General features: G+C 71.1%; 13 protein-coding genes. 2 read left to right on the top strand and 11 right to left on the bottom strand.

From position 1 onward, the window contains the following. Window positions 1-20 precede the first annotated feature (20 nt). Both ACZ4YL_RS25290 and ACZ4YL_RS25285 read right to left on the bottom strand, forming a co-directional pair. Window positions 21-677 carry a response regulator gene (locus ACZ4YL_RS25290; RefSeq protein WP_468119517.1) on the bottom strand — a complete coding sequence of 219 codons (657 nt, stop codon included), beginning with the start codon at window positions 675-677 and terminating at the stop codon, window positions 21-23. 10 nt (window positions 678-687) lie between these two features. Then, window positions 688-1683 (bottom strand): sensor histidine kinase, encoded by a 996-nt coding sequence (locus ACZ4YL_RS25285; RefSeq protein WP_468119515.1) that lies wholly within the window; start codon window positions 1681-1683, stop codon window positions 688-690. Between the two features lie 163 nt (window positions 1684-1846). On the opposite strand from ACZ4YL_RS25285, the gene ACZ4YL_RS25280 reads away from it, so the two are divergent. Beyond that, window positions 1847-2389 carry a hypothetical protein gene (locus ACZ4YL_RS25280; RefSeq protein WP_468119514.1) on the top strand — a complete coding sequence of 181 codons (543 nt, stop codon included), beginning with the start codon at window positions 1847-1849 and terminating at the stop codon, window positions 2387-2389. 137 nt (window positions 2390-2526) lie between these two features. Here the strand turns inward: ACZ4YL_RS25280 and ACZ4YL_RS25275 are convergent, their stop codons facing one another. From ACZ4YL_RS25275 to ACZ4YL_RS25235, 9 genes are all read right to left on the bottom strand, one after another. Beyond that, window positions 2527-3339 (bottom strand): HAD family hydrolase, encoded by an 813-nt coding sequence (locus ACZ4YL_RS25275; RefSeq protein ID WP_468119513.1) that lies wholly within the window; start codon window positions 3337-3339, stop codon window positions 2527-2529. Further along, window positions 3336-4613 carry a serine--tRNA ligase gene (gene serS, locus ACZ4YL_RS25270; RefSeq protein WP_468119511.1) on the bottom strand — a complete coding sequence of 426 codons (1278 nt, stop codon included), beginning with the start codon at window positions 4611-4613 and terminating at the stop codon, window positions 3336-3338. The genes ACZ4YL_RS25275 and serS overlap by 4 nt, the downstream gene beginning before the upstream one ends. Window positions 4614-5139: 526 nt before the next feature. Further along, entirely contained in the window at window positions 5140-6075 is a 936-nt protein-coding gene (pheA, locus tag ACZ4YL_RS25265) for a prephenate dehydratase (protein ID WP_030713748.1), read from the bottom strand. A 42-nt stretch (window positions 6076-6117) separates the two neighbouring features. After that, on the bottom strand, window positions 6118-7476 hold the full coding sequence (efeB, locus tag ACZ4YL_RS25260) for an iron uptake transporter deferrochelatase/peroxidase subunit (RefSeq protein WP_468119509.1): 1359 nt from the start codon (window positions 7474-7476) through the stop codon (window positions 6118-6120). After that, the gene (locus ACZ4YL_RS25255; RefSeq protein ID WP_468119507.1) at window positions 7401-9467 is read right to left on the bottom strand and encodes a copper resistance CopC/CopD family protein; all 2067 of its coding nucleotides are present in this window, start codon (window positions 9465-9467) and stop codon (window positions 7401-7403) included. Before ACZ4YL_RS25255 ends, efeB begins: the two co-directional genes overlap by 76 nt. A 22-nt stretch (window positions 9468-9489) precedes the next feature. Beyond that, window positions 9490-9951, bottom strand: a complete 462-nt coding sequence (locus ACZ4YL_RS25250) for a copper chaperone PCu(A)C (RefSeq protein WP_468119505.1) — start codon at window positions 9949-9951, stop codon at window positions 9490-9492. Continuing rightward, window positions 9948-10601, bottom strand: a complete 654-nt coding sequence (locus ACZ4YL_RS25245) for an SCO family protein (RefSeq protein WP_468119503.1) — start codon at window positions 10599-10601, stop codon at window positions 9948-9950. The genes ACZ4YL_RS25250 and ACZ4YL_RS25245 overlap by 4 nt, the downstream gene beginning before the upstream one ends. Window positions 10602-10670: 69 nt before the next feature. Then, window positions 10671-11396: a YcnI family copper-binding membrane protein gene (locus tag ACZ4YL_RS25240; protein ID WP_468119501.1), complete on the bottom strand. Its 726-nt coding sequence runs from the start codon at window positions 11394-11396 to the stop codon at window positions 10671-10673. A 108-nt stretch (window positions 11397-11504) separates the two neighbouring features. Beyond that, a complete protein-coding gene (locus ACZ4YL_RS25235) occupies window positions 11505-12338 on the bottom strand; it encodes a hypothetical protein (RefSeq protein WP_468119499.1) in 834 nt (277 codons plus the stop codon). 210 nt (window positions 12339-12548) lie between these two features. Between ACZ4YL_RS25235 and ACZ4YL_RS25230 the strand changes: the two genes are divergently transcribed. After that, complete coding sequence (locus tag ACZ4YL_RS25230) at window positions 12549-12992, top strand: ATP-binding protein (RefSeq protein ID WP_468119497.1); 444 nt, start codon at window positions 12549-12551, stop codon at window positions 12990-12992. Window positions 12993-13018 lie beyond the last annotated feature (26 nt).

Raw genomic sequence — 13018 nt, 5'->3', positions numbered from 1 at the left:
GACGAGGATCCAGGGGGTGCCTAGTCGGCCTCAGCCTCCGGCTCCGCTGTGGCGACGCCGTGCTCCCATGCCCAGGCGGCGATTCCCACCCGGTTGCGAGCCCCCAGCTTGGCCTGGACGTTCGCGATGTGGGTCTTGGCCGTCCCCGCACTGATGAACAGCTCTGCGCCGATCTCGGCGTTGGTGAGCCCCCGCGCCACCAGGCGCACGATCTCCACCTCCCGCTCCGTCAGCGGATGCGTCACCGGACGGGCGACCGGACCCGCCTGCGTCAGCCGGCTCAGCAGCCGCACCGTGATCTGCGGACTGATCAGCGTGTCCCCCGCCATCGCCGCCCGCACCCCCTCGATGAGCAGCGCAGGCCCGGACCGCTTCAGCAGAAAGCCGCAGGCGCCGTTGCGCAGCGCGGTGTGCACGTACTCGTCCAGGTCGAAGGTGGTCACCACCACCACCCGCGTCTGCGGCGCCAGCAGCCGGGTCACCTCCAGCCCGTCGAGCCGTGGCATCCGGATGTCCGCCAGCACCACATCGGGCCGCAGTTCCCGGGCCAGCGCCACCGCGCTCTCCCCGTCCGCGGCCTCCCCCACCACGGTCATGTCCGGCTGCGAATCGAGGATCAGCCGGAAACCGCTGCGAATGTCCTCTTGGTCGTCGGCTATCAGGATGCGTGTGGTCACGCCGCCATGATCACCCGAGGGTGTGCTCCTGCGCCGGGAAGACGGCGCAAACCCGCCACCCGCCGTCGGTGCTCGCGCCGGCCCGCAGCGTCCCGCCCGCCGCCTCCACCCTGCCGCGCAGACCGGCCAGCCCGGTTCCGCTCCGCCGCCGCAGCCCCAGCCCCCTCAGTCCGCCCGCGCCACGGGCCGGCGCGGAGTTGGCCACGCTCAGTTCGATCCCCTCCGGGGCCCGGTGCAGGCGCACGCGTACGACCGCCGCCCCGGGCGCGTGCCGGCGTACGTTCGTCAAGGCCTCCACAGCCACCCGGTAGGCGGTGGTGTCCGCCTCCCGTGACAACTCCCTCACCACCGCCGGATCGGCCTCCAGAACCCCGCCCTCGAACCGCTCCACCAGCTCCGGCAGCTCCGAGGTCCCGGGGACCGAGGCGGACCGCGCACCGGCCGCCTCCCGCAGCGCGTGCACCGTGCGGTCCATCGAGGCGAGCGCCCCGAGCCCCGCCGCCTCGATCCGCTCCAGCGCGCGGACCGCCTGCTCGGGGTCCTTGTCCGCCACGAACCTGGCCGCCTGGGCCTGCACCACGATGGCGCTCACGTCGTGCGCCACGAAGTCGTGCAGATCCCGGGCCAGTTCCAGCTGCTGGTCGCGCCGGCCGTCCCGGACAGCCTGGCGCATCCGGCTCGCCTGTCGGCGCAGATACGCCCCGGCCACCAGGGCCCCGAGCGCGGGCACCGCCCAGAACGCCGCCGCCCCGCAGGCCTCCAGCCACGACGCCGTCCCCCACATCAGCGGTACCGGCCAGACCGCGACGGCCGTCACGCCCAGCGAGGCCGCGACGGACCCCGAACGCACCGGGGACCAGCGGGCCACCAGGGCCAGCAGCGGCAGCAGCAGACCCACCCAGATCAGCAACCATGCCGGGGGCGCGCCCAGGAACACCGCGAGGAGGCCGGCGGCGCCGGAAAGGGCCAGTAACGGGGCATACGCGGCACGGAGGTTGACGGTCATGACCCGACCTTACGAGCGCACTCCGCAGACCGGCCATCTGCCGATCGGCAGAGCGGCGCGACGTCACGGGACTCACCGACCTGCTGATCGGCGGATGGTTCCCAAGACCTCGTCCGACCAGGATCGAGTCATCAACCAGCAGCCCCTGTAAAGGACTTGGCAGATGACCTCCATCACCGTCGTTCGCGCCTCGCAGACCGTGCCCGGAGTCTCCCCACGGCTTCGCCGGCTCGCCCGGCTCACCTCGCTGACCGTGCTTCCCAGCTGTGTGTGGCGGCTCGCGATCGCGGTCGGCATTCCCATGGGCTGGGGCCCGGGCAGCGATCTGCACCACTCGTACTACCCGGGCTCCGCGTCCCTGGTCCTCGTCTTCGTCTGCGTCCTGCAGGAGTGCCTGGGCCTGTTGAGCCTCGGTCTGGTCCAGCGCTGGGGCGAGGAGGTGCCCGGCTGGATCCCCGCGCTGGGCGGACGCCGGATCCACCCCCTGGTGGCGGTGGTTCCCGCGACGCTGGGCGCGATCGTGCTCACCGGCATCACAATCCTGGGCGCCTGGACCTGGAGCGAGACCAACGCCGCGAATCCCGATGCCCCCACCGGGCTCGCCCTGCGGATCTTCGACCTGTCCTACGCGCCGCTGTTGCTCTGGGGTCCGCTGCTGGGCATCCTCACCGTCGCCTACTGGCGCCGCCGCCGGGTCCACGGCTGATGCGCGGAAATTCGCTGGTAAGGGACCTGCGCCGGGTGCAGAGTGAGTCGTGCGGGGAGCAACAAAAGGTCCGGGGCAGCCACTTCGAGCGCGCCTTGCGGCGCGGGCTGTCCCGGACCTCTCCTACGTCGTGCGCGCTACGCGGCGCCCAGCAGACGCTCCAGCACCACCGCGATGCCGTCCTCCTCGTTGGAGGTCGTCACCTCGTCGGCCACGGCCTTGAGCTCGGCATGGGCATTGGCCATCGCCACCCCGTGCGCGGCCCAGCCGAACATCGGGATGTCGTTGGGCATGTCACCGAAGGCGATCGTCTGCGCCGCCTTCACTCCCAGCCGGCGCGCGGCCAGCGACAGGCCCGTGGCCTTGGTCAGCCCCAGCGGCAGGATCTCGACTATGCCGGGACCCGCCATGACGATGTCGACCAGGCTGCCCACGGTCTCCCGGGCCACCTTGACGAGCGCGTCGTCGTCCAGCTCGGGGTGCTGGATGTAGAGCTTGTTCAGCGGAGCCGTCCAGAGCGCCCTGGTGTCGTCCAGGTAGATGGCCGGAAGGCCTTCCTGTACCTGGTACCCGGGCCCGAACAGGACCTCGCCGTCCACCCCGTCCCGGCTGGCAGCCAGGGCCAGCGGACCGATCTCGGCCTCCAGCTTCGACAGCGCCAGACCGGCCAGCTGCCGGTCCAGCGTCACCGAGGTCAGCAGCCGGTGCGCACCCGCGTCGTAGACCTGTGCGCCCTGCCCGCAGACGGCGATCCCCTTGTAGCCGAGATCGTCCAGTACGTGCCGGGTCCAGGGCACGGCACGACCGGTGACGATGATGTGCGCCGCGCCCGCCGCGGTGGCCGCGACGAGCGCTTCACGGGTGCGTTCCGAGACGGTGTCGTCGCCACGCAGCAGCGTGCCGTCGAGATCGGTCGCGACGAGCTTGTACGGGAACGGGGCCGGGCTCACTTGGTGATCGGCTCCAGGACCTCGCGGCCGCCGAGGTAGGGACGGAGCACCGCGGGCACCCGTACCGAACCATCGGCCTGCTGGTGGTTCTCGAGGATCGCGACGATCGTGCGCGGTACGGCGCACAGGGTGCCGTTCAGCGTGGACAGCGGCTGGGTCTTCTTGCCGTCGCGGTAGCGGATCGACAGGCGGCGGGCCTGGAAGCTGTTGCAGTTCGAGGCGGAGGTCAGCTCGCGGTACTTGCCCTGGGTGGGGATCCACGCCTCGCAGTCGAACTTGCGCGAGGCGGAGGAGCCCAGGTCACCGGTGGCGACGTCGATCACCTGGAACGGCAGCTCCAGGCTGGTCAGCCACTGCTTCTCCCATTCCAGGAGCCGCTGGTGCTCGGCCTCGGCGTCCTCCGGCGCGACGTACGAGAACATCTCGACCTTGTCGAACTGGTGCACGCGGAAGATGCCACGGGTGTCCTTGCCGTACGTACCGGCCTCGCGGCGGAAGCACGGGGAGAAGCCGGCGTACCGCAGCGGCAGCTTCTCGGCGTCGATGATCTCGTCCATGTGGTACGCGGCGAGGGGGACCTCGGAGGTGCCGACCAGGTAGAAGTCGTCCTTCTCCAGGTGGTACACGTTCTCGGCGGCCTGGCCGAGGAAGCCGGTGCCCTCCATGGCGCGCGGGCGGACCAGCGCCGGGGTCAGCATCGGGATGAAGCCGGCCTCGGTGGCCTGGGCGATGGCCGCGTTCACCAGCGCCAGCTCCAGCAGGGCGCCCACACCGGTCAGGTAGTAGAAGCGCGAGCCGGATACCTTGGCTCCGCGCTCGACGTCGATGGCGCCCAGCAGCTCGCCGAGCTCCAGGTGGTCCTTGGGCTCGAAGCCCTCGGTGGCGAAGTCCCGGATGGTGCCGTGCGTCTCCAGGACGGTGAAGTCCTCTTCGCCGCCGACCGGGACGTCCTCGTGGACGATGTTGCCGAGCTGGAGGAGAAGCTGCTTGGCGGCTTCGTCGGCCTCGTTCTGCTCGGCCTCGGCGGCCTTGACGTCCTGCTTGAGCTGTTCGGCCTTCTTCAGCAGCTCGGCCCGCTCCTCGGGAGAGGCCTTGGGGATGAGCTTGCCGAGGGACTTCTGCTCATTACGCAGTTCGTCGAAGCGCATGCCGGAGGACCTGCGGCGCTCGTCGGCGGAGAGCAGCGCGTCGACGAGTTCGACGTCCTCTCCACGGGCGCGCTGCGAGGCGCGGACACGGTCAGGGTCTTCACGGAGCAGCCGGAGGTCAATCACCCCTCCAGGCTACCGGGCTGGGCTTCCTGGGATCACACCGATATCACGCTGCGTGTCGCTATGTCCTAATTGCAACGAATGGATAAGTCTTGACGGCTGACCGGAAGTGACTCTTCCCGGAGCGTCAATAAAAGCGGCCCCATTCCCCGAAAAGGGGCGGAATGCCGGCGGTCGGGCCAGCCCTGAGCGGGCCCGGAGGGGCTTCTTGTCCACAGGAATTGCCGCAGCCGGGATCTTATCCACAGGCTGTGTGCCGTCTCTGTGGACACAGGAATAGATCATTCCTGATCGGCGGATGGCCGGGACGAATCAGGGTTCAAACCACCCTCACACACTCATTCGGGTGGGAATGACTCGCCCCAAAGAGTTGATCGGCGATACGCAGGTGACACCGTTCACCTCCCGCTCCCCAGAGCGAAACCTGAGTCACTCGGGCGATTTGTCGACCTTGTCGTGCCGCTCTGTCGACTTGTCCCCAGGCACCCCTCTCCGCCTGTGGATAACTCTGTGGACAGTGGACGGCGTCCTACGCCCGTCCGTCGAGGCAACGCCCCAGCCAGTCGGAGGCGGCCGTGAAGTCACCGTCGGAGGTCCCGGGCCGAGGAGCCCGGACATCACTCTGAGCGACCCCGGCCCGCGGGTAGGACCCGAGGAAGCGGACCTGGGGGCAGGTCCGCTTGAGGCCCATGAGCGCCTCGCTGACCCGCCGGTCGGAGATGTGGCCCTCGGCGTCGACGGCGAAGCAGTAGTTGCCGATGCCCTGTCCGGTCGGACGGGACTGGATCAGCATCAGGTTCACCCCGCGGACCGCGAACTCCTGAAGGAGCTCCAGCAGGGCACCGGGGTGGTCGTCGCCGAGCCACAGCACGACGGAAGTCTTGTCCGCTCCGGTCGGCGCGGCCGGCCGGGCCGGGCGTCCCACCAGCACGAACCGGGTCTCGGCGTTCTCCGCGTCGTGGATCTCGGTCACCAGCGGGACGAGCCCGTAGGTGGCGGCGGCGAACTCGCCCGCGAAGGCGGCGTCGAAGCGGCCCTCCTGGACCAGCCGGGCGCCGTCGGCGTTCGAGGCGGCCGACTCCCACACCGCGTCGGGCAGGTTCGCCCGCAGCCAGTTGCGCACCTGCGGCTGGGCGACCGGGTGCCCGGTGACGGTCTTGACGTCCGACAGGGCGGTACCGGGCCGCACGAGCAGCGCGAAGGTGATGGGCAGCAGCACCTCGCGGTAGATCATCAGCGGTTCGCCCGAGGCCAGCTCGTCGAGGGTGGCGGTGACCCCGCCCTCCACCGAGTTCTCGATCGGGACGAGGGCGGCGGCTGCCTCGCCGTTGCGCACGGCGTCCAGGGCGGCCGGGACCGACACCATCGGGACGAGTTCCCGGGTCGCGGCTTCCGGCAGGGTGCGCAGGGCGGCCTCGGTGAAGGTGCCCTCGGGACCGAGATACGTGAAGCGGGTGGCTGACATGCGATCAGCCTAATGCCGGGGTGCCGCCCGCCGGTTTGCTGTTCATCCTTCGAGCAGCCGCTGCCCCACGTACTCGCCGCTGCGGGGGCCGGGCGGAACCGCGTACAGCCCGCTGGACTCGTGCCGGATGAACGCCGACAGCGCGTCGCCGCGGTCGAGCTTGCGCTGTACGGGTACGAATCCGCGCAGCGGATCGGCCTGCCAGCAGACGAAGAGGAGCCCCGCGTCGGGAGCGCCGTCCGGGCCGATCCCGTCGTGGAAGGAGAACGGCCGCCGCAGCATGGCGGCCCCGCCGTTCTGCTCGGGGGCGGAGATCCGGGCGTGGGCGTTGGACGGGATGACGGGCTTCCCGTCGGCGCCGAGCTTGTCGAGCGCCATCTCGGTGGTCTCGCCGCCGCCGGTCAGGGGGGCGCCGGTGGCCTTCGTGCGGCCGATGACCTGCTCCTGCTGGGCGAGGGACTGCTTGTCCCAGTCGTCGAGGAGCATGCGGATGCGCCGGACGACGGCGTACGAGCCCCCGGCCATCCAGGCGTGCTCGGCGGGCCCGGGGCCCGCGCCGGGAACGAAGATCCGCTTGTCGAAGTCGGGCTCCGAGGGCTTCGGGTTGCCGGTGCCGTCTACCTGGCCCATCAGGTTGCGGGCGGTCATCGGGGTGCCGGTGGCGCCGGGAGACCGGTTGAAGCCGTTCATCTGCCAGCGGACGCGGGCGGCCTCCCCGGCGTCCTTCTGCAGGGCACGCAGGGCATGGAAAGCGACGAGGCCGTCGTCGGCGCCGATCTGGACCCACAGGTCGCCGTTGCTGCGCTGGGTGTCCAGCCGGTCCGAGGAGAAGTCCGGCAGCGGGTCGAGGGCGGCGGGACGGCGGGCGGTGAGACTGGTGCGCTCGAAGAAGGAGTGGCCGAAGCCGAAGGTGACGGTGAGGGAGGACGGACCGGCGTCCAGGGCGATCCCGCTGTCGGAGGTCGAGGCCGGCTCGCCCGCCATCAGCCGCCGGGCGGTGTCGGACCAGCGCCGCAGCAGCGCGGCGGCCTCCGTACGGCCCGCCCCGGCGGTGAGGTCGAAGGCGACCAGGTGTCCCTTGGCCTGCAGCGGGGTGGTGATGCCGGCCTGGTGGTCTCCGTGGAAGGCCACCTGGGTGGCGCCCAGGGAGGCCGGACTGCCGGTCGCGCCGGGGGCGGAGCCGCTCCCGGAGTCCTCCAGTGCGGAGTGCGCCAGGGCGCCGCCTGTCGCTCCGAGGGCGATTCCGACGGCGCCTGCGGCGCCGACGGTACCCAGCAGCCTGCGCCGGGAGATCTCGATGTCGGGGTTGCTCTCGGGCACGCTGGTCAGCCGATCTTCACGGTCTTCTGGACGGTGGTCTGGTCGATGTCGGAGGTACGGACGGTCACGTCGATACGCCATTCACCCGCGAGCGGCAGCTGGACACCGGATGCGGTCCAGTGTCCGGGGGCCGCCTGCTCGGGGACGAGCGGCAGGGGGCCGATGTCCTTGGCGGGAAGGGTGAAGGCGACCTTGATCTCGGGGAGGTCGAAGGGGGTGCCGTCGGCGGAGTCGGACCAGAGGTGCAGGGTGTTCGCGCCGACCCGTCCCGGGTCGAGTTCGAGCCGGACGGAGCCCGTGCCGTTCGCACCGCCGGTGTCGAAGGGCAGGGTGATTTTGACGGCCCGGTCGGGGACGGCTGTGGCGGTGGAGCCGCGGCCCGTCTCCTGTTCCACGGTCCGCCCGGGCTCGGTGCTGGTGAGCACGGTGGTGACGGCGAGCAGGATCACGGCGATGGCCGCCTCGGCGAGGACGGAGCGGCGCAAGCCGGCGCGGTCCGGGTCGGCGTCCCGCACCCGCTTCTCCAGCGCGCTCTCGCGTGCGGCTCGCTGCCGGGCGAGCTGGGCGGCGCGCTCCGGGTCCGCGGGCACGGGCACTGTTTCACGTGAAACACCGGAGCCTTCCGTGTCGGCGCCGGGGGCCGTTTCACGTGAAACATCGTCCGGGGTCCGCCCGGCGGCGACAGCGGCGGTCGTGGCGTCCGCCGCGTCCGCCGGGGCATCGGCGAGCCGCGACGTCCACTTGCGGGACACGAAGGCGATGCCGAGGAGGACGGCGACCAGGCCGATCTTCAGGAGCAGCAGCTGCCCGTAGTCGGTGCCGGTGAGGGCGGACCAGCTGCCGAGCTGGCGCCAGGACTGGTAGACGCCGGTGACGGCGAGCACCAGGACACTGACGAAGGCGACCTGCGAGAAGCGCCGGACGGCTGCGCGCTCGATCCCGGGGACCTTGTGGAGGGCGACGAGCAGCGCGGCGAGACCACCGAGCCACGTGGCGACGGCCATCAGGTGCAGGATGTCGGCCGGCATGGCGATACCGGGCTGGATCCCGGTGGAGGCGTGCTCCGAAAGGGCCCAGGTGGCGGCGATACCGCCGGACACAACGGCGCCGCCGATGGCCAGCCCGAAGGTGAGATCGCTGGTGTCGTCCGGCCTCGCGACCCCCTCGGTCTCGTCGGACCCGGCGGCCTGGTCAGACCCGTCGCCCTCCCCCTCGGCCAGGTCGACCTCATCGGGTCCGAGACCCGCCACGCGGCGCGCGTAGACGCCGAAGAGGACCGCGACGAAGAGGGCCGCCGCGCCCAGCAGGAGCAGCCTGGAGACGAGCGAGGCCCCGGTCTTGGTCTGCAGGACGGCCCGGAGCCCGTCGAGATCGAAGACATCGGAGAAGTTGCCGGACCCCGTGTACGGGGTCCGCAGCACCAGCATGGCGAGGGTGGCGGCGGTCAGGGTGACCCAGGCACGCACGACGAGCTTCTGGAGCGGCCGTTCGGCGGCGCCCCTGCGCCAGCACAACAGGATGAAGGCGGCGCCGCCCACGAGGACGGTGAACCCGGCGTAGGCGGCGTAGCGGGCGATCCCGTACGCGATCCCGACGGGCCCGCCGCCCGCCTGCGCGGTGGGCAGGGTGACATCGGTGGCCGAGGGCGCGCCGATGGAGAAGGTGAAGGCGCCGGAGATCGGGTGGCTGTCGGCCGAGACGGCCTGCCAGGCGACGGTGTAGGTGCCGTCCGGCAGCCCGGTGTGCAGCGCGGTGCCGTAGCGGACGGTGTTCCCGCTGCACATGTCGCGCAGTTCACCGGTGTCCACGCGTTTGCCCTGGGGGTCGAGCACGCGGATGGAGTCGTCGCCCATGGCGACCTGCTCCGAGAAGGAGAGCGTGACCTGGGCGGGCGCCGTGGCGACCACCGCCCCGTCCTTGGGGTCGCTCGCGGTGAGTGCGGCGTGCGCCGTGGCCGGTGAGGCCGCGGTGAACAGGGTCGCCAGCACAGCTGCGAGGACCAGCGCGAGCCGCGGCAGGACTGCCGTGGCACGGGCGCGGGCCGTGGATGGGGCGGGGGCGGTGGCCGTCATGGCGTGTCAGCTCCTCGGTGCGTTAGTGGGCGTTGCCGGACGGGTTGTACGTCCGGTCCTTCACGTCCAGCTCGACCTTGACCGGAGCGGCCTTCTCGAAGCGGAGCTCGACGGTGACCTTGTCGCCGACCTTGGGAGTGCTCTTGAGCCCCATGAACATGATGTGGTTGCCGCCGCGCTCCAGCCGGAGTTCGCCGTTCGCCGGCACGTCCATCGACTGGACCTGCTGCATCTTCTGGTCCTTGGTCTCGTGGATCTGGAGATCGTCGGAGAGCGAGGAGGTCACGCCGGTGAGCTTGTCGGCGGTCTCGGAGCCGTTCTTGATGACCATGAACGCGCCGGCCATCTTGTCGTTCACGGGCTGGGGCATGAAGGCGCCGCTGACGGCCATCTTCGGCTCGGACTCGCCGGAGCACCCGGATATGGCGAGCACTGCCGTCAGGGAGAGGGCGGCGGCGAGAGTGCGGGTGGTGCGGGCGTTCACGGGTTCTCCCCCTTGATGAGCTTCGGCAGGTCCTTGGTGTAGTCGTCGACGGTGGTGCTCTCGCCGTAGAGGACGTACCCCTCGTCGGTCTTGGGTGAGAACGCGATGACCTGGGCGCCGTGCATGGAGACGGGCTTGCCGTCGGGCCCCGTCGTGGCGGCCTCGATGCCGATGCCGAGCGTGCGTGCGGCGGCCTGGATGGTCGCGAAGTTCCCGGTGAGTCCGATGAAGGACGGGTCCTGCGACTTGAGCCACGCGCCGAGGGACTCGGGCGTGTCCCTCTCGGGGTCTGTGGTGACGAAGACGACCCGGAGGTTGTCCTGGTCGGCCTTGGGGAGTGCCTTCTTGGCGACGGCGATGTTGCTCATCGTCAGCGGGCACACGTCGGGGCAGCTGGTGTAGCCGAAGTAGATGAGGGTCGGCTTTCCCTTGGTCTGCTCACGCAGGTTCCACGGGTTGCCGGTGGTGTCCGTGAGGACGAGCTCCGGCTTGGTGAACGGGCGGTCCAGGAGGGTCGCGGCCTTGGTGGTGCTCTGACCGCCGGAGATCTGGGTGACTCCGCCGGTCTTGGCGGGCTCACCGCCGCAGGCGGTGAGGGTGAGTGCGGCCGCCGCGAGCAGCGCGGCGACCGTCACACGTGTGGTGCGCATGAAGAAATGTCCCTGGGATCGGGGATGTTACGGACGTTTCGGAACGGCAGCGCCCATGGGCGCGGCAGGTCAGGCGGAGCGGCGGCGCGAGGCGATGCCGAAGGCGACACCGCCGAGTCCGACGACGATGCCGGCGATGCCGAGGACGCGCGCGGTGGTGTCGGAGCCGTGATCGGCGGCGGCCTTGTCGTGGCCGTGCTCGGCGTCCTTGTCGGCGTTCTTCGGCTCGTCGGCCTTCGCACCGCTGTCGTGGTGGTCGTCGCCCTTGGGGGCGGTCAGCTTCAGGACGGGCGCGGGGTTCTGCGGCTCCGCGGCGCCTTCCTTGGCCTCCTCGATCCAGCGGACGACCTCGCCGTTGTCGTACGTCTGGATGGACTTGAAGACCATCTGGTCGGCGCTCTCGGGCAGCTTGCCCACGGAGAGCGGGAACTGCTGGAACTTCCCGGGCTCGATCTTGCCGCCGGACCAGGTCACCTTGGTGACGGCCTCGTTGATCTGCTTGCCGTGCACGGTGAGCGGCTTGTCGAGCTTGCTCTTCTCGACCGTCACGGTCCAGCCGGGAACGTCCTGCGGCATCACGGAGCTGAGCGGCTGGTCGATCGGGAAGTTGACCTCCAGCTGGGTGGTCGACGCGTTGTCCCGCTCGTTGGGGACCTTGAAGTTGATCGTCGCGTAGCCGCCCTTGGCCGCCTCGCCTGCGGGCTGCACGCCGACGTGCGCGAAGGCAGGGCCGGAGAGGACGAGGACGGAACCGGCGGCGATGGCGGCGGCGATGGAGACGCGAGAGGTCTTCATGGCAGGAACACTCCACGGAAGCAGTGGTGGCGATGGCTCCGCGCACGGGCGCGCGCGGAGTTCGCGGCACCGGTATCCCGCTCTGTGTCCGGGAAGGAAGGTGCCGCGTCAGGCTGCGAGAGCGAGTGCCACGGGTGGGCCGCGCCGGATCACCGTGTGCTGGAGTGCTTCCCGCCCCGTGCAGAGGGCGGGGTCAGACCCGGTCCGCAGGTCCCGCGGGGTACGGGTGGCCGAGCCCGGGAGCCCGGCGCCGAGGGCGCGTACGAAGGCCAGTGCGGCGCGCAGCGGGCGCATCGGGGCGGCTTCGGCGGAGCGGCGGGACAGCTCGACCAGCCGGAAGAGCGCGGCGTCGCCGCGGCCGAGCAGCCAGCCCGCGGCGAGTGCCGCCAGCAGGTGGCCGGCCAGCATGGCCGGGCTGAACAGGCCGGTCGCGGGCGCCTCGGTGACGGCCCGGGCCATGTGCGCGTGCGCGCCGTGCCCCTGCGCCACGACCTGCCCGGCCTGTGCCGTCTGCCCGGCCAGGGCGGCCGGGTCCAGGCCTGCGGCCTCCAGGATCTGCCGGGCGTCGGCCGGGCTGAGCGGTACGGAGTTGCCCCCGCACACCAGCCGCGCGGCGAGCTCGGCGAGCGAGGTGTCGGCGGAGCCGGCCGGTGCCTGCGCGGCGGCGGCGCTGTGCTGGCCGAGGCCGAACATCGTGTGCAGGCCGAGTTGTCCGGCGGCGAGCCCGGCGGCGATGCCGGGCAGTGACCGCCGGCGGCCCGCGAGCGGGGCGGCGACCGCGAAGACGGCGAGGAAGCCGAGACAGAGCGACCACCAGGGCACGGTGGCGCAGGACGCCAGGGCGTGACCGGTCGCGGACAGCACGACACAGACCGCGGTGAACACCGCGGCCCGGATCAGCCGGAGGCCGGCTCCGGCGTGCGTCGCGTGGGGGTCAGACATGGCCGGGCCATCATCGCACTGCGCTCAGGCCCTTCATACGGCAGGTCCGGAAGGTCCGTATGAGTCCTCTGTGCGAGGACCGTCCGTGCCTGCCGCGCACAGCCGCATACACCGCTCCCCGGGAGAGCCGCATCGGCCGGACGGGCGTATTGAGGTCTCGGACGGCCGCAGGGCGCTTACGCCCCCTCGCGGGCGGCAATACGTAACCGTATGAGCATCTGGTGGTCTCTCCACTTGAGGCGCGAAGCCGCGAGCGTGGCGCTCGCCAGGCGACTGCTGCTGGGGACGATGGAGACCGCGGGGGTGGACCCGGACATCTCCTTCGATCTCTCGGTGGCGCTGAGCGAGGCGTGTGCGAACGCGGTGGAGCACGGCGGGGGTGGCGAAATCCCGGACGATACCGAGGCGTACCACGTCACGGCCTATCTGGACGGGGATTGCTGCCGCATCGAGGTGACCGATTCCGGTCCGGGGTTCCCGCCCGCGACGGTGGCTCGCCGCAGACCCTCCCTGGCCGAACACGGCCGGGGCCTGCACTTGATCGCCGAACTGGCCGACCACGTCCGCTTCCGCAACCGGCCGGGCCGTGGCGCGGTGGTGAGCTTCGACAAGATGCTCAAGTGGCGCGACGATGCGCTGCTGAAGGTGTCGTAGGCCTCGTCGGCCTCGTAGGCGGCGTA

It is taken from the genome of Streptomyces sp. NPDC030021 (assembly GCF_055574035.1).
The sequence above is the reverse complement of the archived record's forward strand: the minus strand, read 5'-3'. Positions and strand labels throughout refer to the sequence as shown.

Coding starts and splice junctions, on each gene's coding strand:
- ACZ4YL_RS25240 (WP_468119501.1), bottom strand. CDS start 11,396: ATGAAGACCTCTCGCGTCTCCATCGCCGCCGCCATCGCCGCCGGTTCC.
- ACZ4YL_RS25285 (WP_468119515.1), bottom strand. CDS start 1,683: ATGACCGTCAACCTCCGTGCCGCGTATGCCCCGTTACTGGCCCTTTCC.
- ACZ4YL_RS25235 (WP_468119499.1), bottom strand. CDS start 12,338: ATGTCTGACCCCCACGCGACGCACGCCGGAGCCGGCCTCCGGCTGATC.
- ACZ4YL_RS25230 (WP_468119497.1), top strand. CDS start 12,549: ATGAGCATCTGGTGGTCTCTCCACTTGAGGCGCGAAGCCGCGAGCGTG.
- ACZ4YL_RS25255 (WP_468119507.1), bottom strand. CDS start 9,467: ATGACGGCCACCGCCCCCGCCCCATCCACGGCCCGCGCCCGTGCCACG.
- ACZ4YL_RS25245 (WP_468119503.1), bottom strand. CDS start 10,601: ATGCGCACCACACGTGTGACGGTCGCCGCGCTGCTCGCGGCGGCCGCA.
- ACZ4YL_RS25280 (WP_468119514.1), top strand. CDS start 1,847: ATGACCTCCATCACCGTCGTTCGCGCCTCGCAGACCGTGCCCGGAGTC.
- pheA (WP_030713748.1), bottom strand. CDS start 6,075: ATGTCAGCCACCCGCTTCACGTATCTCGGTCCCGAGGGCACCTTCACC.
- efeB (WP_468119509.1), bottom strand. CDS start 7,476: ATGGCGTATCGACGTGACCGTCCGTACCTCCGACATCGACCAGACCAC.